Source organism: Floridaenema evergladense BLCC-F167 (assembly GCF_041929205.2).
Lineage (GTDB): Bacteria > Cyanobacteriota > Cyanobacteriia > Cyanobacteriales > Aerosakkonemataceae > Floridanema > Floridanema evergladense.
The window spans coordinates 2279965-2303806 of record NZ_CM171625.1 but is presented as its reverse complement, the minus strand read 5'-3'; the positions used below and the strand labels follow the sequence as shown (position 1 = coordinate 2303806).

Here is a 23842-nt window from a genome sequence, read left to right as displayed (position 1 = left end):
AATTTTTAGCGAGTGGTGAGCTTAGCTTGGCAAGGTAAAGTAAAAAGTACTGCCTTCACCAAAGGTAGACTCTACCCAAATTTTACCGCCATGTCGCTCAACAATTTTCTTGGCAATGGTTAAACCTGCGCCTGTTCCACCACCATATTTTTTTGGCCCATGCAAACGTTTGAAAATCCGAAAGATATTTTCGTGATGATACTCGCGAATACCTATACCGTTATCGCGGACGTATAAAGTAATCGTTACTTCTGACGCATCTTCCGTATTATTACGAAAGTGATTCTCAAAATCTAAAAAGCCAATTTCTATCCATTTTTCGGTGCGATCGTTATATTTGATGGCATTACTGAGTAGGTTACTAAAAACTTCGCTGATTTGGATGCGATCGCATTTTATTCTTGGTAAAGGTCGAGGTATACGAATTTCTATATTAGACATTGGCAAACTCAATTTCAACACATCAATTACACTTCTAACTAAATCATTCAAATCGGTTTCTTGCCAAGCTAATGCTACTCGTCCCAGTCGTGAAAAATGTAGTAAGGAATCGATCAAATCTTCCATCCGCTGTGTCAGACGAACTAAAGTTTCTAATTTTGAAACTCCTTCTTCATGCAAAACATCGGCATAATCTTCTATTAAGAAACTAGCGTAATTATGAATTCCCCGTAATGGTTCTTTTAGATCGTGAGAAGCGATGTAAGCAAAAGCATCTAGTTCGTTATTGCTACGTTCTAACTCTACGTTAATTTTCGCTAGTTCATCGGCGCGACGCAAAACAATTCCCACAATGGCACTCCGCAGTTCTAAAACTGCTTCAATTTCGCAAGGTTTCCACGCTAAAGATTTGCCTTTTACTGTTTCTTGCCAAAGGGCGAAAGATTTACGGGGAGAAAGATGCAAAATATTATCTTCTTGTACTTCTACGGGTTTGTTAGGATTACCACCCCAGTTGACTGTTTGAATTACTTCGGGACGAAACCAGAAGATATAATTACGATTAACTTTTGAGATTGCTAAGGCGATTACTCCGCTGACAATTTTCTGATATTTTTCGGCTTCTGGATACTCTTTAGATAAAGCATCGGTGTGAAATAAATTTCCTGGTATCTTGCTTTCAATCCATTCAAGTAAATTTTCTAATTCGGAAATTTCTGGAGTTTGTCCGATCGCTACCCATCGATCGTTCTGGCAAATCGCCACTCCCCCAGCACTAGTTAAGTTTAACAAATCTGTTTCTGATTGAATTAAACCATCTACAAAATCCTTATTTTGAGGAATCGATTCCATAAATTTACTCAGAATCGATTTTAATTTAATTTTATAATCTAGGTCTTCGTTTTCTTCTTTTCCTATTAATTCCCACGACACAACCTGACCTAAAAATTCGCAAGCTGTTCGGATTTCATAGCTAAGATGTTTAATAGATTCATGGTGACAAGCGATTAAACCCCAAAGTTTTTTGTTTTTAATTAATGAAATGGACATTGATGCCACAACACCCATATTATGAAGGTAGTTAATATGAATTGGCGATACGCTGCGAAGGACGGAGAAACTTAAATTTGTCGCAGAATTAGTCAGGGAATTTAGCTGCGGAATTAGGGGAACAGGTTGATAGTTAGCATCGGGAATTAACCGCAACCAATTGTAAGTGTAAAGTTGTTTAGCTTGTTTGGGAATATCGGATGCGGGATAGCGCAAACCTAAAAAAGGTGTCAAATCTTCTCGTTTTGCTTCGGCAATTACGGTTCCTGCGCCTGTGGTATCAAATTGATATACCATTACCCGATCGAATTCCGTAATTTTTCTCACTTCGCTAACAATAACGTTACACATCTCTGACAATTTTGATGTGTTTTGTAGTTTGCTAATTGTCCCTCGAACTAAATGATAAAATCCGAAAAAGTCAGGATTTTTTTTTGTTTTTGCTGGCTCTAATTCCAAAAATAAAACGCCGTCAAAGCGATGAACGATCGCATCAAATAGAACAGATTTTGTTTTGTTTTTCCAGGTTAATTTTAAAGGATTAATAGTTTCAAAATCTGATTTCAAGCATTCTTTTATAACTTCTATTTGCTGAGAATTAAGTAAATTTTCTAAGTAAGTGTTTAATAATTTTTCTGGCTGTTTACCAATAAATTCGGCTGTATTTTCGCTAACCTGAATTATTTTTAGTTCTGGTTCTTGCAAAATTAACATGAAACCATGAGGTTGAATTGAACCAGGAATGTGAATTGGTTCGCGATCGCAATTAGTTAAGTCAACTGTTTTGGGAGTAATTATCATATTGTTAATCTTTATTTTCAGCAATTATCTTCGCTCAATTTTCATCTGGAAAAAGTGGGAATGTTACTGTAAAAGTCGCACCTTTTCCTTCTCCGGGACTAGCAGCAGTGACAGTTCCGTTGTGTAGTTCAACTAAATTATATACGATCGCTAATCCTAAACCTATCCCATCTTTAGAGCAGTTACTATTGCTATTTTCTTGACGGAACGACTCAAAAACATGAGGTAAAAAATCTGCACTAATTCCTTTTCCTGTATCCGTAACTTGAATTTGTACATAACCATTTTTCAAAATAGTTGAGCTTCCTTCTTCTTGCTTGGCGATTAGTGAAAGTTCCACCTTTACTCTGCCACCATCAGGAGTAAATTTAATGGCATTAGTCAATAAATTATTAATAATTTGCTGCAATCGATTAGCATCTCCCAGTATTTGCACATTTTTATCTGCAATCTTTGTCTCTAAACTAATATTTTTTTCTTCCGCCGACAATTGCATATTATTAACAGTTATTTCAATCACATTAGCCACATTAACTGGATTGAGAGATATCTGTAAATTGCCCCGAATCACCCGCGAAATATCTAATAAATCGTCAATTATTTTGTTTTGGATTTTAGCATTACGTTCAATTGTTTCCAGTGCATTTGTAATTGTTGTATGGTCTAACTTTCGAGTTCTCAGCAAGTTTGCCCAACCGAGAATAGCGGTAAGCGGAGAACGCAATTCATGAGATACGATCGCTAAAAATTTATCTTTAGTGCGATTAGCTATTTCTGCTTCCTCACGCGCCGCTTGTGCTTCTAATAACAGCTTTTCTCGTTCTTGTTCTAACTGCTTTTGCTCGCTAATATCTAGTACAAAAGCCACTCCTTTATCCTTAGATTCAGGTAGATAAGCAACAGCTAATAAAATAGGTAAACGTTTACCATTTTTACAGATATATTCTTTAGTAAACGGCGTACAGTAACCCATTTTTTGTAAACACTCCAATTTCTCCGCATCTAACTCTTGATATTCTGGCGGTGTAATATTCTGATAGTAAATTTTTTCTGTCAGCAACTCTTCTCGACTATAGCCAATCATCCGGCAAAAACTTTCGTTAGTATCCCATATTTTCCCCTCATTATCCCAGAATAAAATGCCAATTATATTTGATTCAAATACACCGCGAAACAGTGCCTCACTTTGCCGTAATGCCGTCTCAGTTCGTTGACGTTCTATTAATTCATTGCACATTTTTTGATAAAGTTCTGATTGCTTAATCGCAATCCCCACTTGAGTCGCTAACTGCTGAAGTAAAGCAATTTCTGAAAGTTGCCATTCTCGCGCTGTTGCACAATGATGAGCAATTAATAACCCCCATAATTTATCCTCTTGTAAAATTGGTACTATTAAGTTTGCCCGCACTTGAAATTTACTCAATAATTCTAAATGACAAGGATTAATTCCGGCATTGAAAATATCACTTTTGCTAGTGACGAATCCCTGATGGTAAGATTCAATATAAGTTTCTGTAAAACAGGGATCGTATATATTTGAATAAAGGATAGAAGTCCACTCAGAACCAACAGATTCTGTGACTACAACACCATTGCCATCTGATTGTAAACGGAAAACGATTACGCGATCGGTTTGCAGAAATTTCCTTACTTCCGTTACCGTAGTATTAAGCACTTGTTCTAAATCCAGTGATTGCCAGATTTGTTGAGCAATTTGATTAACTATTCTTTCCCGTTCTATTTGCTGTTGTTTAGCTATTTCTGCTTGTTGACGGGCGGTAACATCTCGCCAACATACTACCATTCCATCACCTAATTTACTAATCCTGACATCGTAAAATCTAGTTAAATATTCACCAGCAAAAATATCTGAATAAATCTGAGATTCTTTAATTAAAGGTTTTCCTGTTTCTACAACTTGACAATATTCGGCAAATAATTCACTTTTATATTTATTAGGAAATACTTCACAGAGAAATTTTCCGATATCCTTAGATGTCATTCGATTACTTGCTAAAGCAGCTGCATTCAAATAATCAATCCGAAAATCTACTATTCGCCCTGACTCATTTCTTACTGCTGAGTAGATGCCAAAGCAGTCTAGCATATTTTCCACCGAAGTCTGAAAACGCTCTTCACTAGCGCGTAATTGGCGACGTAATTCCGTATTTGCGATCGCTGCGTTAATTGCTAATCTCAAACTATCAGGCGTAATCTGTCGTTTAATCAAATAATCTTCAGCACCACTTTTAATCGCTTTAGCTGCTACAGCTTCATTACCTTGCCCAGTAATCATTATTACTGGTGGATATTCTTTACCTATTTGCATTCGCAACTGCGCCAAAAATTCTAATCCATTTAAATCTGGTAGTAAAAAATCTAACAATATTCCATCTATTGTTTTTGTTTGACATAAAATTAGAGCATCTTCTGCCAATTCTTCTTCTAAGATGATATAACTATTGTTTTGATCGGCTTGTAAGTATCTGCGATAGGTTTCGCGATCGTGTGGCGTATCATCAATTATCAAAATTGTGCGTTGCTCTTTTGGTGACATAGCTTATTATAATATATATTAAATCTTTTCAAAGAAATTTTTTGATATTTGTGAATAATTCTACCAAACAAAAAAGCCCCTGCAAAGGGGCAAATCTACTGAGAAATCAGTTTGTGATTCAATTACCAATTTTCGGTGCAGAAGTGAATTTCTGAAGCGCCATTGGCAAAGGATTCACAGGTTGAGGTTTTTCCACTAATGTTGGGACTGCTGCGCGTAAACGTGCTGTTAGTTGTTGGGTAGTTGCATCATAGATTTGCGTCAGCATTTTGGGATAGAAACCAATCCCAATAATGGGCACCAACAAACAAGAGACGATAAATACTTCTCTTGGTTCCGCATCAATTAAAGCTTCGTGTTCTACTAACTCTTTATTTTCCGGCCCGTAGAAGATTTCCCGCAACATTGACAGCAGATAAATTGGTGTCAAAATTACCCCAACAGCCGCCAAAAACACAATAATTACCTTGAAAGTTGGGTTATAAGCATCGCTGGTAGCAAAACCGACAAATACCATCAATTCAGCCACAAAACCACTCATTCCCGGTAATGCTAAAGATGCCAAAGAACAGGCAGTCCACATGGAGAAAATCTTCCGCATTTTCTGACCAACGCCACCCATTTCATCTAACATCAAGGTGTGAGTGCGATCGTAAGTTGCCCCAACTAAAAAGAACAAACTCGCCCCAATTAAACCGTGAGAAACCATTTGTAACATTGCCCCACTCAAACCTAAATCGGTAAACGAGGCAATCCCAATTGTCACAAATCCCATGTGAGAGATTGAAGAGTAAGCAATCTTCCGTTTTAGGTTTCGTTGGGCGAAGGAAGTCAAAGCAGCGTAGATAATATTTACCACGCCCAAAACTACCAAAACTGGCGCAAATACCGCATGGGCTTCAGGCAACATTTGAGCATTCATCCGAATCAAGGCATAACCGCCCATTTTCAGGAGAATACCAGCCAGTAACATATGCACGGGTGCGGTAGCTTCGCCATGTGCGTCGGGTAGCCAAGTATGGAAAGGAATAATCGGCAGTTTGACGGCGTAAGCAATGAAGAAAGCCGCATACATCCATAATTGGAAGTTGATAGCGAAATCTTTAGCGGCGAGGGTACGCATATCGAAAGAAACGTTATCGCCGTAGAACGCCATCGCCAAAGCTGCGATTAAGATAAATAGGGAACCACCAGCCGTGTAGAGGATGAACTTGGTAGCGGCATAAAGACGCTTTTTCCCGCCCCAGATTGCCAGCAGTAGGTAAACTGGAATCAATTCCAATTCCCACACTAGGAAGAACAGCAACATATCTTGGACGGCAAACACGGCGATTTGCCCACCGTACATCGCCAGCATCAGAAAGTAAAATAGCTTTGGTTTCCAGGTTACAGGCCAAGCTGCCAAAGTTGCCAGCGTAGTCATAAAACCAGTGAGTAAGATTAGGGGCATAGAGAGCCCATCTGCACCTACTGACCAATTTAAATCTAATTGGGGAACCCAAGCATAGCTTTCAAAGAGTTGTAAACCGGGTTTACTTAAGTCGTATCCGGTGTAGAAAGCGTAAGAAATCAGGGCAAAATCGAGTAAGCCGATAATCAGGGCGTACCAACGTACTGTTTTGCCTTCTTTATCGGGGATGAAGGGGATTAGTAGGGATGCTGCGATCGGAAATAGTACGATCGTCGTCAGCCAAGGAAAATTAGCTGTATTCATTGCGAGTCAGGTTATTAAATTCCTAGAACTTAAAGAATGATCTCGTCTGATTTAGGTTAAAACAAGATCTACTCTCGTCCATACCATTTTTATTACTAAGTTACGAAATATGCTTATTTCTTTGGTTTTAATTCCAGAGTTTTGGGGGTTGGGGACTGGGGGAAAGTTTTGAGTTTTGAGTTTTGAGTTTTGAGTTGGGAAGAGTTGGGGAAGTTTTGAGTTTTGAGTTTTGAGTTAGGGAAATAGTTCTAAGTTAATGAGCTTCCCAAGAGTCCCAAGAGTCCCAAGAGTCTCCCAATCCCCAGTCCCCAGTCCCCAGTCCCCAGTCCCCAGTCCCCACTGCTAGGTGACGCTGAAGGCGATAACGCCGACTAAAACAGCGGCGAATACGATTAGGGCGTAGAACTGTGCTCTTCCGGTTTCAAAGTATTTCAGACCTTCGCCGGAAAGTAGGGTGACTAAACCTGTTAAGTTTACTGCACCATCTACTACTTTTAAGTCTACTTCCATGACTGCCCTAGCTAGGCGACGGCTACCTTGGACGAAGAGAACTTCGTATACTTCGTCGAAGTACCATTTGTTTTTGGAGATTTTGTAGAGTGAGGGAATCTTGGCTGCGATCGCACTCGGATCAATTTTACCCATCAAATACATCAGCGAAGCCAAAGTAATCCCAATCAAGGAAATCCCCACAGAACTACCAGCCATAATCAGGAACTCTGTAAAACCTTCCTGTGCTGCTTCCGCTGGTACTTCGGCAACTAACTCACTCGCTGGATGGATGAATTCTTCAAAGTAATTGTGGAAAGGTGTTCCTACTAAACCAATTAACACCGAAGGAATTGCCAAAATCATTAATGGCAAAGTCATGGTAATTGGTGATTCGTGAGGTTCATGGCTATGACCGTGACCTTCATGGGCTTCATGGTCATCATGCCCTCTAGCTTCCTCGATCGTCAATTCTTGAGGATTCATCGCACCTGGGCCAAAAACTAAACCTTGGCTTTGCAGAACTTCCGCCTTAATGGTGTTCTTCACGCCTGCTTCATTACCCCGAAACTTGCCTTCAAAGGTAGTGAAGTACATTCGGAACATATAAAAAGCGGTGATTCCCGCAGTCAACCAGCCAACGATCCACAAAACTGGATTAGCTGCGAAAGTAGAACCTAAAATCTCGTCTTTTGACCAAAATCCGGCGAAAGGAGGAATCCCGGAAATTGCCAAAGTGCCAATCAAAAAGGTGATTGCAGTAATGGGCATAAACTTCCGCAAACCGCCCATCATTCGCATATCTTGAGCATAAGCGGGGTCGTGTCCGACTACTCCTTCCATGCCGTGAATCACTGACCCAGAGCAGAGGAACAACATGGCTTTAAAGTAAGCGTGGGTCATGAGGTGAAATAGTCCAGCGCTGTAAGCACCGACTCCCATCGCCATCACCATGTAACCTAGCTGAGACATGGTGGAATAAGCCAAGCCTTTTTTGATGTCATTTTGGGTAATTGCGGTTGTTGCCCCCACGAACGCGGTTACAGCCCCCGTCCAGGCAATGACATTCATTGCTACGGGAATGCCTTCAAACACGGGGTACATCCGGGCGATTAAGAATACGCCAGCTGCTACCATTGTTGCGGCGTGGATTAACGCCGAAATGGGGGTAGGGCCTTCCATTGCGTCTGGTAGCCAAACGTGCAGGGGGACTTGGGCGGATTTTGCCACTGGCCCCATGAACACTAAAATGGCGAATAAGGCGGCTAATGCGGCGGATAATTGTCCGGTTTCGACGCTGGCTTGTAGACGTTCGCCCATGATGGTGAAGTCGAAGCTGCTAGTTGCCCAGTATAAGCCAAGCATACCTAGCAATAAGCCAAAGTCACCGACCCGGTTGGTAACGAAAGCTTTTTGACAGGCATCGGCTGCGGCTTTGCGATCGAACCAAAAACCTATCAGCAAGTAGGAACACATCCCCACGAGTTCCCAGAAGATATAAACTTGCACAAGGTTGGAGCTAACTACCAGACCTAACATCGACGAGCTAAACAAGCTGAGATAAGCATAGAAGCGTACATATCCCGGATCGTGTGCCATGTAGCCGTCGGTGTAGACCATGACGAGGAAGGCTACGGTGGTGACAATAACCAACATGACTGCGGTTAGGTGGTCGATCGTATAGCCCATCGACAAATGAAAATTCCCTGCTGATGCCCACTCTAGAGTCTGAGTGTAGGGTGCATGACCAGTAAATTGACTCCACAGAAGGGCAAAGGAAAGGGTCATGGCGGCTCCCAGTAGGGAGACGATAAACACCGCGTTTAACTGTCGGAGTTGGGTGGTAAATTTGCTAAATGAAATTAGCCCGATGCCGACTATCATCGCCCCCAACAGCGGTAAGACGGGTATTAGCCAAGCATACTGATATATCAGTTCCATCACTGATGCCTACTTTATATAACTTAACTTTTTGCTGAAACTGTGAACAATTGTGACACACAGTTGATAGGTTCATTTCACCATAAAATAACCAACACGGGAAAATCCGGGTTGGCTTAAGGAAAAATTCATACCATTGGTAGCCTGGTCAGCAAAAAACCTTTCTTTAGAAATAGGCTATTTGGTAATATTCTTGACTGTTTTTTCACTGTATAGTTTTTCCGGCAATGGTTCGATCGTCACTCAAGACTAGTAGCTTGTTACTGTTTGAAACTGCGATCGAGTTCAGGAATTACTATGACATGAGATGTGGTTCTAGCAACTGATAGTTGCTTGGTTTTGTGTAGCTTTGCAAAATCAACTTTAGTGCTGTGTCGAGATCGTCTCTACCTCGAAAGTGCTCGAAGCGATAGAGAATCTGACCTGCTTCAAACAAAATTATAGTGGGCAGGCTGGTTAGCCGATATGTATTCGCTAGTTTAAAGTTTTGATCAGCGTTAATGTCCACTAATTTAAACTTTCCTGCCGATTCTGCCTGAAAACGAGTCAATTGGGGGTTAATCAGGCGACACAAACCGCACCAAGGAGCCCAAAAATGAACTAGTACTGGTGTGGGAGACTCTAAAACTTCTGGTGTAAATGTCCGCTCGTTGACTGACAGTACCATGACCCTCAAGATAATAACTTATAGATTTTTTTTATTTGTCTTGGGATCATGCTACATCGATTCGGGATCGTCTGACTCAGAAGTTTTTATAAGCAATTTAAGGTTCGGGGATCAATGAATCCTGTAGAAGTGCCAGGAGACTATGCACTGGGCTGAATTGATGAGTTTTGAGTTATGAGTTTTGAGTTAAGAATTTTAGGGACTGGGGACTGGGGACTGGGGACTGGGGACTGGGGACTAGGGACTGGGGACTGGGGACTGGGAGAATCTTGGGACTCTTGGGAAGCTCATTAACTTAGAACTATTTCCCTAACTCAAAACTCAAAACTCAAAACTCAAAACTTTCCCCAGTCCCCAGTCCCCTTTACCAAGCAACCCTAGCGGTGGCGTTAATCAAGAGGGGATGTGCCCACCAGAGGAGGAGGACGAAGGTGGCTACGCCTGCGTATGCGGGACGGAGAAATTCTTGCCATTTTAGGGTTTGTTTGCCTTGGACGATCGCTAAAAATGGGACGATCGAAGTTCTTTCTTTAACAGCTGTGAAGGCTGCGCCGTAACGGGCTAGTAATCGGCGATCCCCGTGCCAGACTCCAAAACAATGGTGTAGAATCAAACCGATTGACGTAACTAGGGTAAAAGTGGTACCAATCCAGATGGTGTGAGCTATGCACCAGATTATCTGTCCGACCATCTGGGGATGTCTGGTAATCCGTATGATTCCGGTTTCGTAAAGGTGTACTTCTGGTTTTTGAATGGCGGCAATTTCCAGCAGGTTAAAGGTTGCAGGGTACAAAAAGAGGAAGGATACGGCAGATAACACCCAAACTAAGGGTTCTACTCCCGGTATTCCTTGAACTTGCCACATCTGTAAGCCGTCATATCGATGGTTACAAAAGTAGATGATTAATACAGTGGCTAGGGGTAAGCTGACGAGGGCAAATAATATGCGGTACATTCTAGGGCCAATTAATTTTTCTCCCCAAGGACGCAATGCTGCTAATCCACTGTGAGCGATCGCAAAACTTAACAACAGTCCCAGGATAATTCCGTGACTGGGCGTAAACCAAGTAAATAACATTACAGAATTTGAAGAATTATCAATCGATTCAATTACAGCACAAACCATGTCAGAAATTACTCTTAGAAGACTTTTTCTTGGGTGGTGTTACTTCATATTTGTACCTAAGATCTCTAAACTGTATTAGTAACTAAGCGTTTGAGTCAAACCCAATTTAACCGGGTTTGTCGTCTTCTGGCTCCTTTTCACATTCAGGTTTAGCCGTATGACCGACCTTCCTTTCACTTTAGATCAGTTGCGTATTCTCAAAGCGATCGCCGCTGAGGGAAGCTTCAAACGCGCCGCTGATAGTCTGTATGTCTCTCAACCCGCTGTTAGTTTACAGGTGCAAAATCTAGAAAGGCAGTTGGATGTGCCTTTGTTCGATCGCGGTGGGCGCAGGGCACAATTAACAGAAGCAGGGTATCTCCTGTTGAGCTACGGCGAAAAAATTCTCTCGCTTTGTGAAGAGACTTGTCGAGCGATCGAAGATTTACAAAATCTCCAAGGTGGTACCCTGATCGTGGGAGCCAGTCAAACTACTGGAACCTATCTGTTACCTCGGATGATCGGAATGTTCCGCCAAAGGTATCCAGATGTGTCGGTACAATTGCACGTTCACTCGACAAGGCGCACTGCTTGGAGTGTGGCAAATGGACAAGTTGATTTGGCAATTATTGGTGGCGAAATTCCCTCGGAATTGAACGAATCTTTGCAAATTCAACCTTATGTAGAGGATGAGTTGGCGTTAATTATTCCCGTGATTCATCCCTTTGCTAAGTTGGAAATCATCCAAAAAGATGACTTGTACAAGTTAGGTTTTATTGCTCTCGATTCTCAATCAACTATTCGTAAGGTAATCGATCAAGTGTTGACTCGCTGTGGTATCGATACTCGCAGGTTGAAAATTGATATGGAACTTAATTCCATAGAGGCAATTAAAAATGCTGTACAGTCGGGTTTGGGTGCGGCTTTTGTTTCAGTTTCGGCGATCGAAAAAGAACTGCAAATGGGAATTCTGCACCGTGCCAATATTGATGAAGTGGTGGTAAAACGAATGCTGTCGGTAATTTTTAATCCTCATCGTTACCGTTCTAAAGCAGCAGAAGCTTTTAGTCATGAAATTTTACCGCTGTTTGCCATGCCGGGATGGACTAGGGAAGTAGTAGAACCAACAATTAATATTGCTAATTCTCAGAAAACTGTTGTGCTGCCCCAAGCTGGTAAAATTTTTCCAGCTAATGGCACATAACCTTTGCGGTTGCTAAAAGCTACAATGAGCCATTAACTTTTATGGAACTTTACTGCACTCGTTCAGGTTGTCCCCGTCCGGTGAATAGTTTCGCGGAACTCGACGATTTAACAGTTCTTAAACGAGTGTCGCAAAAGTATTGCACTGCTTGTGGGATGCCGTTGATTTTAAGGGATCGTTATTTACCTGGGAAATTGTTGGGAAAAGGAGGATTTGGGGTGGCAGTTTTAGCACGCGATCGCGATACTCCAACTATGCGTAGTTGTGTGGTAAAAGTATTTCGTCCTCCAGAAAACTTAGCTCCTAATCAACTCCGAAAAGCGCAAATTTTGTTTGAACGGGAAGCAGAAGTTTTAGAACAATTGGGCAATGAACATCCTCAAATTCCAGAATTATATGCCTTTTTTGAGCTAAGTGTTCTTAATCGAATTTCGGGAAAAGAAGACCAATTTTTTTACTTAGTCCAAGAGTTTATCAATGGTCAAACTTTGGATGAAGAACAGAAACGCAAGGGTAATTTTTTGGAAGATGAAGTGGAAGAAATTTTGCGGGAAATTCTCCACGTCTTGCAATTTGTACATGAAAAAGGGACAATTCATCGTGATATTAAGCCTTCTAATATTATGCGCGATCGTCAAGGTCGTTTGTATTTATTAGATTTTGGTGCAGTCAAACAAGTAACCAGCGTACCTCTTTCGGGAATCTCTCACAAATCAACGGGAATAATTTATACTCCGGGATATGCTCCTCCAGAACAAATGAGTGGTTCTCAAGTTTACCCAGCGACAGATTTATACGCTCTTGCTGTTACTTGTTTAACTTTACTTACTGGCAAATCTCCACAGGAATTATATGATTCTTATAGTAGTGAATGGCGATGGCGAAATTATGTGCAGGTGAGCGATCGATTAGCTAGTATTTTAGACCGAATGTTGCTACCTATACCCCAACAGCGTTTTCCTTCAGCAGCAGAAGTACTAGCAGCACTCAACAACGAATTTACTTCCGCACCAATTCAACCCCAAGTAATCAATTCAGTACCTCAACTACCACCAAATCCACCAACTATTTCTCAGTCTGCACCCCCTTTAGTTCCATCTTCTCCTCAACCAAGATTTACCTTGTGGGAAGTGCTAGTAGGAGCAGCATTTACCGGATTTGAAGGGGGGTTGTTGTTGTTATGTTTGCGTTATTTACCTATTTCCCCAGGTATCAGTATAGGCTTATGGGTGATGATTTTGGCAGGTTTGATTTTTGCTCAAAATCGCCGCATTATTGAAAAGTTTGATTTATTAATTATTGCTGGACTCACATTAGCTTTGGTTTGGTTTCTGTTGCGTAGTTACAGTATAGGATTTATAATTGGAGTGCCAATTGTTGTGGGATTGGTAGCGATCGCTATTACTACTCTATTCCGGTTAATTTACAAACTGATTTACCGAAATTTTTAAGTGTTAATAGTTACCAACCAATTATCTAGTTTCTTATGTCTCAAAAAAATGAAACCATAACTTTGATTTTTATCCTGTTAATTACTTTAGGGTTGTTAGGTGTAGTTGCCTGGTGGTTATCTCAAAATTTGGGTTTTAATATTGATATTTTCAGCCAAACAAAACCTAACAATTCCACCTCTGGAAACCCAAATTCTAGTAACGACTTTGCTCAAGTTCAAAACGTACCTTCTGGATTATTTAACTATGGCGGTAGCACGACTTGGGCACCAATTCGCTCATTAGTAGACCCAAAAATCCAAAAGGCGCGACCTGAATTTAAGCTGCGTTATATCGATCCAATTGGTAGTCCGCCCGGTTCCACTGCTGGAATTAAGATGTTAATAGATGGTCAAATAGCGATCGCTCAATCTTCTCGACCAATACTCGACAAAGAATACGAACTCGCACAAAAACGCGGTTTTAGTTTGCAACAAATTAGTATTGCGATCGATGGTATAGCTGTAGCTGTTAACCCAAGTTTGAACATTTCAGGATTAACAATTGACCAATTAAGGTCTATCTACAACGGTCAAATTACTAATTGGAAACAAGTAGGTGGCCCAGATTTAATTATTAAACCATTTTCTCGACCTAAAAATGCTAGCGGATCGGTAGATATATTTTTACAAGAAGTTACTAAAAGTGAAAATTTTGCTGCCAATGTAGAGTTGATTGGTACGACAACTCTAGCCTTGCGGAAAATTGCCAGTACTCCTGGGTCAATTTATTTTGCTTCTGCACCAGAGGTAGTGCCACAATGTACTATTAAACCAATAGCGATCGGTCGCAAACAAAGCGAATTTGTCGCACCTTATCAAAAACCTTTTGTACCTTTGTCTCAATGTCCAACTCGACGCAATCAGTTGAACCAAGCAGCTTTTCAGCAAGGTAAATATCCTTTAACGCGCAATTTGTTTGTGATTGTGAAACAAAATGGTCAAATAGATCGGCAAGCAGGTGAAGCTTACGCTAATTTGTTGCTGACTGGCGAAGGTCAAGAATTAATTACTAAAGCTGGTTTTATTCCTATCCGTTAGTTGTTCTGTAACTCCGTCTTGCACCTCCAACCTCTTTCTTTCGTTCCCAGGTTCAACCTGAGAACGAGATTAGTTCGATTTGGTAGCAAGCTTGGGTTAATACAGTCAAGCTTTGATAGCACAAAGTTTCATTAACAAATTCGTTTAATTGCAATAGTTATTGTTACAATCGCTACCATCAGTTAAAAATATGGCTTCTGAGTTAGTGTATGGAGAATTAAACATGGAAAATCGAGAATGGAAAGAGTTGGAAAGGGGAAGACTTGCCAATTTTCGATTTCCTGTTCCGACTCAGAGGAAAAACTTTCCAGAAGAAGAGATTTTATTTTGGGAATCACCAGCCAGCATTTTATATATGAGTTTGGATGGTGCTATTCTGAAAGCTAATCTAGCGATGAGTAATTTAATTGGTTATACGCAAGCACAGTTACATCGTTTAGATTATCGCACAATTTCCCATCCAGATGATTTTGCGGATGAAATCAAATTTATTGAGCAATTAATTAATGGGGAGTTATTGGGAAAATCCTGTTGCCAAAAGCGGTTTATTTGTCGTAATGGGGCGATCGTCTGGGCGGAAGTGACGATGTTTTTGCAGGGAGATTTAGAAGCTGAGGATAGCTATTTGTTGGTGTTTGTGAAAGATTTAAGTTATATTTTAGAGGCGGAGAAAGAGATTCAACAAAGACGGGAACGAGAAGCATTACTAAGCGAGATTGCGGCAACTATTCGCAGTACTTTTAATTTTCCTAAGATTTTGGAAATTGGGGTGAGAAAGTTACAAAGTGCTTTGAATGCCGATCGCGTATTAGCATATCAATTGCAAGCAGATGCTAGTGGAATTTGTACATCAGAAGCAGTAAACCCAGCATATAAATCAATTAAAGGACAAAGTTTTCCAGCTGAATGTATTCCTCAACGTTATTTACAAGCTTATAGTCAAGGTAGACTTTGGCATAGCATAGATATTCGCACTGAAGAATTGTCGGAATGTTATCGAAAAATGCTCGAACAAATGGAGGTGCGAAGTATTATGGTAGCAGCGATTCAACAACGAAAAGATAATTCTTGGGAGTTGGATCGAGGGAAACTTTGGGGTTTGTTGATTGTGCATCAGTGTCGCGTACCTAGAAAATGGACGGAAGATGAAAGACAATTGATGCAAGCGGTGGCAAATCAAATGGCGATCGCTTTTGAACAAGCAAGTTTGGTACAACAATTGCAAGCTTACACCCAAGAATTAGAAGAAAGGGTGAAAGAACGGACGCAGACTTTAAATCGATCGCTACAATTTGAGCAATTAATTCGTAAGTTAACAGTGTCACTTCGCCACGAACTGACTGAAGATCAAGTTCTCCAAACAGCTGTGGAAGGTTTAGTAACAGCTTTAGAAATTGATGGTTGTTGTGCGATGCTGTTCCAAGCAACCGAAGAAATTTTAGAAGTAGAGCATGAGTATTTTAAAAATGAGCGATCTTCTAATATTAACAACGAACTCTCATTAGTAGGAAAACGCCTTTCACTGGATGAGTTACCAGCAAATTGTCGTGCTGCATTGTTAGTGGGAAAAACCTATTTAGGCTCAATTACACTTAAAAATCAACCTGCAACAACAATAAATATAGTGTTGATTAGTCCGATTTGGGATACTCAAGGTTTAATCGGCGCAATTGCTTTATTGCAGTCTGAATTCCATCATTTTAGTCAAGATGAAATTATTTTGATTGAGCAAGTAGCGAGTCAATGTACCTTAGCAATTCGCCAATCTCGTCAGTTGCAACTTTTAGAAGCCAAAAACCAAGAATTGTCAACTTTAAATCGGGTGAAAGGAGAAATTATTGCCAATACTAGTCATGAGTTACGCACACCTTTAACGGCAATTTTGGGGTTTTCTAGTGTGTTGCTAGAAGAATGTTTTGGTAAACTCAACCTTAAGCAAAAGGAATATGTGAATCGAATTTATGGTAGCGGTCAGTATTTGCTGGAATTGATTAATGATATTCTCGATATGTCTCGCATTGAAGCGGGACGTTTGGAGTTAGACCCGCAAATTGTGTTTATTCATGAAATAATAGAAAATGTAGTTGATTTAATCCGGGAAAAAGCGATCGCTCAAGGTCTATCTTTAGAAGTAGAAATAGCTGACGATTTAGAGTACTTAGTAGCCGATCCAATTCGCCTAAAACAAATTTTAATTAACTTACTCAGTAATGCGGTGAAGTTTACGCCAAAAGGAAGCGTTGGTTTAAAAGTTTACCGTTCTTACGAAACTTTTAACAATAGTAATTGCACTACTGAAAAGGTAAATTTTACTGTTTGGGATACGGGTATTGGGATCGCTCCGAGAGATCAAGTAAAACTATTTTCTCCCTTTTCTCAGATTCACACTTCTTTATCACGGCAATTTTCGGGAACTGGTTTAGGTTTAGCGATCGCCCGGAAATTAGCAGAACTTCATGGCGGATCGATTACCCTAAAATCCTGCTTAGGAAAAGGTGCCAGTTTTACATTGCAAATGCCGCTGTTTACTGCATCTTCTTCAGCTTATGAATTGAGTTATGAAGGGGATGGAGGGCAAAGGGATTAGTTTTGAATGGTGAGTTATGAGTTTCGAGTTAAATTGCCTTTTCAACTTAAAGCTTAAAGCTTAAAACTTAAAACCCATAACTTTCTAAAGTTCCCTTCCCTCATCAAAATATCCTGCTAACTAAACCCTTTACCGACGTAATGCTGTATCCGCAGGCAAACAGATGAGGTTGTCATCTTGGGTGACGATTAATCCCCGTTGCCGTAGTTTACCCATGAGGCGAGTAACGGTGACGCGAGTGGAACCGATCGCACTACCGATTTGAGCGTGAGTTAATGTCCAAGGTAAACTGTAACCTTGTTCTGCTGGTTCGCCGTATTCTTCTATTAATAATGTGAGGAATCCTAAGAGACGGTCGATCGTCCGGCGTTGTCCCAAAGTACTTAACCACAACAGTTTCCGTTGGTGTTGATAGCGAAATGCGTCCAATACTTCCCGGCGAAAATGAGGCCAATTATCTAAATCATGCCAATACATCCAGATTACCGAAGTTTGGTCGATGTGAGCATAACTATGCAAAGTAAAAGGCGATTGAGCTACAATCTCGAAGGGTTGTCCCGCACCAATGAAACCTAAAAAAGCTTCTTCCTGGTTCAGATTAGCGACAGCGCGAGTACCTTGATTGCGATGAGTAGCGCTAACTTGAGCAACCCCTACCATTCGCACTGCACCTCGCTGCACTAAGTAAAGTAATCCCGGACGAGCCGGAATTTTTTCATCTTTGCTAAAAGTCCGGCAACGATAATGTTCGTTAGCCCAGTCAAGAATGCGCTGCCATGTTAGAAAGGGGCGTGCTGGTTCAGGACGCAGTGCTTCTGGATTTAAATTGTTTGGTTCTAAAGAAACAGATTGTGGGAGCATAGCTTTGAGTGTCAACTAAAGAGTGTATTTTTTTTACCTTTATCATTGGGGAGATTTTACTGTTCAAGCTTGGTCAAATTTAACTCATTTAACCAAGCTTGATTCATACTATCTTTATATAAGTTTTACTAGATTTTTAAAGTAATAAAGGATACTTTATAATTTATTAATCAATCTGTAATTTGACTTTTGAATTTGTTATATTTTATGCAATCTCTATCTGTAGACAGATGGCAAAAAAAGAGAGCTAAATTGGCTGGGGGATTGAGCGTTCATGAATCAGAGTTTATTAACTACCAGGTTCCCTACAGTTAAGCGGTTTCTGCTGTTCTGGCTGCAAAGAACAATTAATACAGTAGCACATCAGCAAAGTTTAATACCTATCCTACTTTGGAATGAGGTACAAAACCACAACAATCAAAAGAATGATATTTATACTTCAAAATCAGAAAAAAAATGTAGTCAGATTACAGAAAAAATAGTTACAAAAGGTAATCTTTCTTTGACAAGAGTACAGAAGGATACATTAGTAGTTTACAATTGCCCGATCGCTTTCCAAGTGTCCCAAACTTGGCGCACATCACCAATAGATATTGCTACTCAAATTGCAGATTGCTTTTCTTACTTATCTAGTCAAGAATTGTCTGACGACCCAAAACAATATTGCACGCTCAAAGTAATTCCTCCTGGTTGGCTGCACTTACAACTAACTGATTTAGGAATCGCGACTTGGTTGCAGAGTTTAGCCGGGAGGAGCAGAGGAGGATTAAATTATCCCCTTGTCCCCTTGTCCCCAGTCCCCAGTTCCCAGTCCCTTTTTCCTGTGCAATATGCTCATGCCCGTTGTTGTTCGCTGCTGCGGTTGGCTCAACGGGAGGGGAAATGGGGAGCGATCGCACCTGACGCGATTCCCTGGTTAAATGAAATGGGACAATTGCGATTAACTGATCCGGCAGAACGCAGTTTAATTTCTCAGCTATTCTCAGCTTTAGATGCTCTTTACTGTTCTGAATCAGCAAAAAAGTTCAACTGGGAAAAACTCGCTCAAGAAATTAGCCTCTGTTGGGAAAACTTTTATCGCCAATGCCGCATCTGGGGAGAGGTACAAGCAGAAACGCCAGAACTAGCACAAGCAAGGTTGGGTTTACTCATGGCTACCCAAGTAATGCTGCAACTTTTGTTAGAAGATTATTTGGGTGTTTCCGCACCTATGGAGTTGTAGTTGGGGGAGCATCCCAAATGTGTAAATTGCCCCTCAGACTGGAAGTCTGGGGCTATACAAACTAAGTCCGCCTGCGCGGACTTTTAGCCTGCGGAGGCAGGCTTTGTCTGTGTAGCCGCGATTTCTAATCGCTTGGAAAGGCAGAAGGCAGAAGATAAAAATTCCCCTTGTCTCCTTGTCCCCTTGTCCCTCTGTGCCTGGAGTCCCTCTGCCTTCCCTCAAGGGTTGTACGCCTTGTACGTCTAAATAGTGAAAATTTTCTTAAAAGGGGTGACAAATTAAAATACCTCCTGTATAGTTACAGATGTGTGAGGAGCGAACCAGCAAGAGAACCGAGACGAAACACGGCCAGTCGTCGGTTCTCTTTCTGATTTAAGGGTATTTTTAGAGGATGAATTTCTCGATCGCAGCAACTACGCCATCTTCCTCGACGCTGGGTGCTACCCAATGTGCGATCGCTTGCACTTCCGCAGGGCCACCACCCATTGCAACTCCAATACCTACATATTCGAGCATTTCTAAATCATTGAAGTTATCGCCTATAGCCATAATGTTACTAGCTGACAATCCTAAAATTTCTTCAGCTAAATAACGCACAGCTGCGCCTTTATTTACCCAAGGGTTAGTGGCTTCAAAAAAGGTGGCTACAGATGTGGTGAGATAAAGTTCTGCTGGGGTATATTGTTTTCTGAGCGTGCCTAAAAGACGTTCGATTACGTCGGTATCGTCACTTAATGCTAATATTTTTGTCGGTTCATTGTTGCTGTCTAAAACTGTTCGCAAGTCACCAACAGTTATTGGTTGAATGTTGGAACGTACAGCGTAAATTTCGGTTTCTGGGGTGATTTCTCGGACATAAAGTTGATCGTTGATATAAAAGTGAACGGAAAGTAGCGATCGCAGTTCTGGCTGTTCAAAATAATCTAATAACCGCAATGCCATATCTTTAGATACAGGCCAATGACGTAAAATTTTATCTGTGGCAGGATCTTTGATTAGTGCGCCTTGGTAAGCCATGAGTGGCAGATCGGAATTGATATCTTGATGAAAGCGTAAGGCGGAACAGTACATTCTACCTGTGGCGATCGCCACTTTTACACCTTTAGCTTGCACTGCTTTTATTGCTTGTTTGACAGCTTCAGTAACTTGGTTAGATTCTCCAGCGATCGTACCATCAATGTCGAGAACTAAGAGTTTAATTTCCGAGTTTTCTGCTGTTAATGGCTGGTTAATTTCTCTATTCATGATTTAACTGTTGGTTGAGCTTTATTGTGGGGTGCGTTAATAACGCACCATCCGCTAAATTTAACGCAAATTGGATTAGATAGATAGTATAGTTTTTTTCTATTAGTTGATTTTGGGGGGTTAAGTGCGATCGATCTTTCCCCTATCTTCCATTCCTTAAAATCATTAGAGAAGCAGAGCATTTTAAATAAGAATAAAAACCTATGCTCTTGGTTTGGATTTGTCAGATGTGCCATAATCAGAATTACAAGATTTACAAAATATGCAATGAGGCGAACATGGAAAAAACAATTACTATCACCTTAACACCCGAAGGAAACTTAGAACTTCCTCCAGAAATTTGAGAGCAATTTTCTAACGGTGAACAATACTCAGTTGTGACGACAGAAGACACAATTACATTTAAAAAAGTCCCTAAATTTGATTGGGAGGAATGGGAAAAACGCAAATTTTTTGTAAATACGATCGCCCTCTCATCTCCCATCCCAAAAGCGATCGCCCCAAAAAACTCTGATCGATAGTTGCTACAATATCCTTAATAAATAAGTCAATAAGCAGATGAAAATTAGAGCAATCATTGACACTAACCAAAGACTTTCAACGCTACGATCGCAAAACTTCTTCAAATTCTCGCAGTGCTATGCTAGAACCAATTTGCCAACCTCGATCGATGTATTGGGGAATTAGATTTTTGAGATTGTAATTAGGAAACCAGTGGCTAATTTGAGACTCTTGATACTGTTGTGAATCAAAATGATAAATTAATAGTTGATTTTGGCGATAAATCCAAAGTTCCACAGGTGCGATCGTTTGATAATCTTCTGGTTTAGCAGTACAAGTTAAATCAATTTCAATAGCTAAATCTGGAGGAGGATCTGTTTCTAAGTCGATGTATTCTTTGCCTAAAATGCGATCGCGATTGTCTATATAAAAACAGTAATCCGGTTCAATTCCCTGTCGGTTAATTCGCTTTAGGGTAATGGGGGTAAAAGATTGCCAGTATTTCCCAATATGTCGGAGTAAAGCTTTCACTAAATCCGCTAATAAATCGGCTTGATTTCCATGTTTGGGTAATGGTGACATAATTCTAATTTCTTGAGTTTTACTGTTGTAACGAATTCTCAAACCAGCTTTATCTTCTCGACACTTTAACAATGTCTCATAATCTTGCCAAGTTCTAAATCTGAGGATTAGTTCATCCCCTGGTGCTAAAGAAATGTTATCTTCAGTAATTGTGGGTAATACCATAATTTCATTACCTGCAAAGCTTACATTTTTCTAATTATAGCAAAGCTATATTCATTACAAAGCAGCAATTTGTTGAGCAAACCACATCGCCGCCATTCCATTTCCTTGCACTAACATTTTCAATGTTTCTGATAATAGAGAAATTGGTAGTCCTTCAAGAATTCCTGAAAATTCACATTCTTGATATTTGCCATTTTCTTGTAATTGAAAGGCTAATACTCTTTCACCTTTAATATCTACCACCCAGTATTCGGGAATTTTTAAAGCTGCATATAGCCGTTTTTTATCGTCTAAATCATTGGCTAAGGTTGTATCGGCAATTTCGCAAACTAAATCGGGTACTCGCCATTTATCTAGGTTAATTTTTCGCGGTTCTCCTGTTTGCCATTGGGGAAAATCTTTACCAACGTATAAAACGCGATCGGGCGCACCTCCACCTACATTTGGCTTCTCAATTACGCACCCTCCTAAGTCGTCAAAAGCACCCCCTTTGCTACTAAACCAAAAGCCAAACACCAGTGTTAAGAGATTGTTAAATCTAGCGTGATTAATTCCTTCGTTACCCATCTCAATTAAAAGATAACCGTCATAAAAAAATATTCTAGCTGATTCCCAACTGGGATCTTCGCAAGCAGCTAAATAATCTTCCCAAGTGGCTGTTTGCCATTGGTAAATAGGTGAATTATCTAATAAGTAAGTTACGTTATTCATCGTTCAATTCTGACTATTACAATACTATATCAAAATACAGGAATAAAACAAAGCAATTAGTAACAAATTCACTACAAACTAAAAATTTGTTGAGCAAACCACATCGCTGCTATCCCATTTCCTTGCACTAACCTTTTCAAAGTTTCTGATAATAGAGAAATTGGTAGTCCTTCGAGAATTCCTGAAAATTTACATTCTTGATATTTACCATTTTCTTGTAATCGGAATGCTAATACTCTTTCACCTTTAATATCTACCACCCAGTATTCGGGAATTTTTAAAGCTGCATATAACCGTTTTTTATCGTCTAAATCATTGGCTAATGTTGTATCGGCAATTTCGCAAACTAAATCGGGTACTCGCCATTTATCTAGGTTAATTTTTCGCGGTTCTCCTGTTTGCCATTGGGGAAAATCTTTACCAACGTATAAAACGCGATCGGGCGCACCTCCACCTACATTTGGCTTCTCAATTACGCATCCTCCTAAGTCGTCAAAAGCACCCCCTTTGCTACTAAACCACAGGACAAATATCATTGTTAGCAAAGAGTTAAATCTAGCGTGGTTAATTCCTTCGTTACCCATCTCAATTAAAAGATAACCGTCATAAAAAAATATTTTAGCTGATTCCCAATTGGGATCTTCGCAAGCAGCTAAATAATTTTCCCATGTAGCTGTTTGCCATTGGGAAATAGGGGAATTATCTAATAAGTAAGTTACGTTATTCATAATTAAGCGGGAGTATATGATATATTGCATGAATTAAATATATTATAGATTTAAGCCAAGTAATAGAAAAGATAATCATTGATTTATGAGTCAATCGGAAAACTATAACTCAATCTATATCCGCAATATGGAAATAGATGACATTGCACCTGTGTATCATTTGGGTGAAGATATTTTTACCAGCGATTTGTACCCGTATTTATATCGCACTTGGGATGAATGGGAAGTAATCGGACTATACAATACCGATCCAGAATATTGTTTAGTTGCAGAAATAGACGAACAATTAGCAGGTTTCGTTTTGGGTACAATTATTAACAAAGCAACCTGGACTTATGGTTACATTATCTGGTTGGGAGTTAATCCTAATTTTCAACGTCGAGGTGTGGGTGACAAATTAGTTGATAAACTGGTGGAAAGAATGATTGAAGATGGGGTGCGTTTTATGTTGGTAGATACCGATCCAGCTAATACGCCAGCGGTGAAATTTTTTACTCGCAAAGGTTTTGGTAATACCCGTCAGCACGTTTTTTTGTCTATGAACTTGAGTAAACATGAATATTATGGCAGATTAATTGCTTATGAACGGGAAAAAGCGGAGAGGTCTGCATATAAGCGATCGCGCCGTCGTCCATCTACCAAAACATCGGAAGCTGTGAGTGAAGCTGCTACTAAAGTAATGGTAACAGATTCAGAATTGCCAGATGTAAGTAATCCTGATATTTCGCCTATTTCTTAACA

The 23842-nt window shown here is 40.3% G+C and carries 17 protein-coding genes; 6 read left to right on the top strand and 11 right to left on the bottom strand.

The window, feature by feature from the left end; translation table 11 throughout:
* Positions 1-21: 21 nt before the first annotated feature.
* The 6 genes from ACE1CA_RS11225 to ACE1CA_RS11200 all read right to left on the bottom strand — a co-directional run bounded on the left by ACE1CA_RS11225 (position 22) and on the right by ACE1CA_RS11200 (position 10738).
* Positions 22-2292 (bottom strand): ATP-binding protein, encoded by a 2271-nt coding sequence (locus ACE1CA_RS11225; RefSeq protein WP_413281878.1) that lies wholly within the window; start codon positions 2290-2292, stop codon positions 22-24.
* A gap of 34 nt (positions 2293-2326) precedes the next feature.
* Positions 2327-4849, bottom strand: coding sequence for an ATP-binding protein (locus ACE1CA_RS11220; protein ID WP_413281879.1), 2523 nt, complete (start codon positions 4847-4849; stop codon positions 2327-2329).
* A 118-nt stretch (positions 4850-4967) separates the two neighbouring features.
* The gene (gene ndhD1, locus ACE1CA_RS11215; RefSeq protein WP_413281880.1) at positions 4968-6563 is read right to left on the bottom strand and encodes a photosynthetic/respiratory NAD(P)H-quinone oxidoreductase subunit D1; all 1596 of its coding nucleotides are present in this window, start codon (positions 6561-6563) and stop codon (positions 4968-4970) included.
* Positions 6564-6905: 342 nt separating this feature from the next.
* Positions 6906-8993: an NAD(P)H-quinone oxidoreductase subunit 5 gene (locus ACE1CA_RS11210; protein ID WP_413281881.1), complete on the bottom strand. Its 2088-nt coding sequence runs from the start codon at positions 8991-8993 to the stop codon at positions 6906-6908.
* A 295-nt stretch (positions 8994-9288) separates the two neighbouring features.
* Positions 9289-9660 carry a thioredoxin family protein gene (locus ACE1CA_RS11205; protein WP_413281882.1) on the bottom strand — a complete coding sequence of 124 codons (372 nt, stop codon included), beginning with the start codon at positions 9658-9660 and terminating at the stop codon, positions 9289-9291.
* A gap of 364 nt (positions 9661-10024) precedes the next feature.
* Positions 10025-10738, bottom strand: a complete 714-nt coding sequence (locus tag ACE1CA_RS11200) for an NnrU family protein (protein ID WP_486517762.1) — start codon at positions 10736-10738, stop codon at positions 10025-10027.
* A 205-nt stretch (positions 10739-10943) separates the two neighbouring features.
* Between ACE1CA_RS11200 and ACE1CA_RS11195 the strand changes: the two genes are divergently transcribed.
* The 4 genes from ACE1CA_RS11195 (at position 10944) to ACE1CA_RS11180 (ending at position 17086) form a co-directional block, all read left to right on the top strand.
* Complete coding sequence (locus tag ACE1CA_RS11195) at positions 10944-11969, top strand: LysR family transcriptional regulator (protein WP_413281883.1); 1026 nt, start codon at positions 10944-10946, stop codon at positions 11967-11969.
* Positions 11970-12010: 41 nt separating this feature from the next.
* On the top strand, positions 12011-13420 hold the full coding sequence (locus ACE1CA_RS11190) for a protein kinase domain-containing protein (RefSeq protein WP_413281884.1): 1410 nt from the start codon (positions 12011-12013) through the stop codon (positions 13418-13420).
* A 35-nt stretch (positions 13421-13455) separates the two neighbouring features.
* On the top strand, positions 13456-14499 hold the full coding sequence (locus ACE1CA_RS11185) for a PstS family phosphate ABC transporter substrate-binding protein (protein WP_413281885.1): 1044 nt from the start codon (positions 13456-13458) through the stop codon (positions 14497-14499).
* A 190-nt stretch (positions 14500-14689) separates the two neighbouring features.
* Positions 14690-17086, top strand: coding sequence for a sensor histidine kinase (locus ACE1CA_RS11180; RefSeq protein WP_413281886.1), 2397 nt, complete (start codon positions 14690-14692; stop codon positions 17084-17086).
* 129 nt (positions 17087-17215) lie between these two features.
* On the opposite strand, the gene ACE1CA_RS11175 is transcribed toward ACE1CA_RS11180, so the two are convergent.
* Positions 17216-17947: a Crp/Fnr family transcriptional regulator gene (locus ACE1CA_RS11175; RefSeq protein ID WP_413281887.1), complete on the bottom strand. Its 732-nt coding sequence runs from the start codon at positions 17945-17947 to the stop codon at positions 17216-17218.
* Positions 17948-18221: 274 nt separating this feature from the next.
* Here ACE1CA_RS11175 and ACE1CA_RS11170 point away from each other — a divergent pair, with 274 nt between their 5' ends.
* Complete coding sequence (locus ACE1CA_RS11170; protein ID WP_413281888.1) at positions 18222-19169, top strand: DALR anticodon-binding domain-containing protein; 948 nt, start codon at positions 18222-18224, stop codon at positions 19167-19169.
* A 384-nt stretch (positions 19170-19553) separates the two neighbouring features.
* On the opposite strand, the gene ACE1CA_RS11165 is transcribed toward ACE1CA_RS11170, so the two are convergent.
* The 4 genes from ACE1CA_RS11165 to ACE1CA_RS11150 all read right to left on the bottom strand — a co-directional run bounded on the left by ACE1CA_RS11165 (position 19554) and on the right by ACE1CA_RS11150 (position 23101).
* On the bottom strand, positions 19554-20414 hold the full coding sequence (locus ACE1CA_RS11165) for a Cof-type HAD-IIB family hydrolase (protein ID WP_413281889.1): 861 nt from the start codon (positions 20412-20414) through the stop codon (positions 19554-19556).
* A gap of 603 nt (positions 20415-21017) precedes the next feature.
* Positions 21018-21662 (bottom strand): Uma2 family endonuclease, encoded by a 645-nt coding sequence (locus ACE1CA_RS11160; RefSeq protein WP_413279052.1) that lies wholly within the window; start codon positions 21660-21662, stop codon positions 21018-21020.
* Positions 21663-21716: 54 nt separating this feature from the next.
* The gene (locus ACE1CA_RS11155) at positions 21717-22373 is read right to left on the bottom strand and encodes a Uma2 family endonuclease (RefSeq protein WP_486517761.1); all 657 of its coding nucleotides are present in this window, start codon (positions 22371-22373) and stop codon (positions 21717-21719) included.
* A gap of 71 nt (positions 22374-22444) precedes the next feature.
* Positions 22445-23101 carry a Uma2 family endonuclease gene (locus tag ACE1CA_RS11150; RefSeq protein WP_486517760.1) on the bottom strand — a complete coding sequence of 219 codons (657 nt, stop codon included), beginning with the start codon at positions 23099-23101 and terminating at the stop codon, positions 22445-22447.
* 85 nt (positions 23102-23186) lie between these two features.
* On the opposite strand from ACE1CA_RS11150, the gene ACE1CA_RS11145 reads away from it, so the two are divergent.
* Positions 23187-23840, top strand: coding sequence for a GNAT family N-acetyltransferase (locus ACE1CA_RS11145; protein WP_413278187.1), 654 nt, complete (start codon positions 23187-23189; stop codon positions 23838-23840).
* Positions 23841-23842: the final 2 nt, after the last annotated feature.

Excerpts from the sequence above, each read along its gene's own strand:
- ACE1CA_RS11145 (WP_413278187.1), top strand. The coding sequence starts at position 23,187 with ATGAGTCAATCGGAAAACTATAACTCAATCTATATCCGCAATATGGAA.
- ACE1CA_RS11170 (WP_413281888.1), top strand. The coding sequence starts at position 18,222 with ATGAATCAGAGTTTATTAACTACCAGGTTCCCTACAGTTAAGCGGTTT.
- ACE1CA_RS11200 (WP_486517762.1), bottom strand. The coding sequence starts at position 10,738 with ATGTTATTTACTTGGTTTACGCCCAGTCACGGAATTATCCTGGGACTG.
- ACE1CA_RS11160 (WP_413279052.1), bottom strand. The coding sequence starts at position 21,662 with ATGGTATTACCCACAATTACTGAAGATAACATTTCTTTAGCACCAGGG.
- ACE1CA_RS11185 (WP_413281885.1), top strand. The coding sequence starts at position 13,456 with ATGTCTCAAAAAAATGAAACCATAACTTTGATTTTTATCCTGTTAATT.
- ACE1CA_RS11180 (WP_413281886.1), top strand. The coding sequence starts at position 14,690 with ATGGCTTCTGAGTTAGTGTATGGAGAATTAAACATGGAAAATCGAGAA.
- ACE1CA_RS11175 (WP_413281887.1), bottom strand. The coding sequence starts at position 17,947 with ATGCTCCCACAATCTGTTTCTTTAGAACCAAACAATTTAAATCCAGAA.
- ACE1CA_RS11165 (WP_413281889.1), bottom strand. The coding sequence starts at position 20,414 with ATGAATAGAGAAATTAACCAGCCATTAACAGCAGAAAACTCGGAAATT.
- ACE1CA_RS11210 (WP_413281881.1), bottom strand. The coding sequence starts at position 8,993 with ATGGAACTGATATATCAGTATGCTTGGCTAATACCCGTCTTACCGCTG.
- ndhD1 (WP_413281880.1), bottom strand. The coding sequence starts at position 6,563 with ATGAATACAGCTAATTTTCCTTGGCTGACGACGATCGTACTATTTCCG.
- ACE1CA_RS11190 (WP_413281884.1), top strand. The coding sequence starts at position 12,011 with ATGGAACTTTACTGCACTCGTTCAGGTTGTCCCCGTCCGGTGAATAGT.
- ACE1CA_RS11220 (WP_413281879.1), bottom strand. The coding sequence starts at position 4,849 with ATGTCACCAAAAGAGCAACGCACAATTTTGATAATTGATGATACGCCA.
- ACE1CA_RS11205 (WP_413281882.1), bottom strand. The coding sequence starts at position 9,660 with ATGGTACTGTCAGTCAACGAGCGGACATTTACACCAGAAGTTTTAGAG.
- ACE1CA_RS11195 (WP_413281883.1), top strand. The coding sequence starts at position 10,944 with ATGACCGACCTTCCTTTCACTTTAGATCAGTTGCGTATTCTCAAAGCG.
- ACE1CA_RS11155 (WP_486517761.1), bottom strand. The coding sequence starts at position 22,373 with ATGAATAACGTAACTTACTTATTAGATAATTCACCTATTTACCAATGG.
- ACE1CA_RS11225 (WP_413281878.1), bottom strand. The coding sequence starts at position 2,292 with ATGATAATTACTCCCAAAACAGTTGACTTAACTAATTGCGATCGCGAA.
- ACE1CA_RS11150 (WP_486517760.1), bottom strand. The coding sequence starts at position 23,101 with ATGAATAACGTAACTTACTTATTAGATAATTCCCCTATTTCCCAATGG.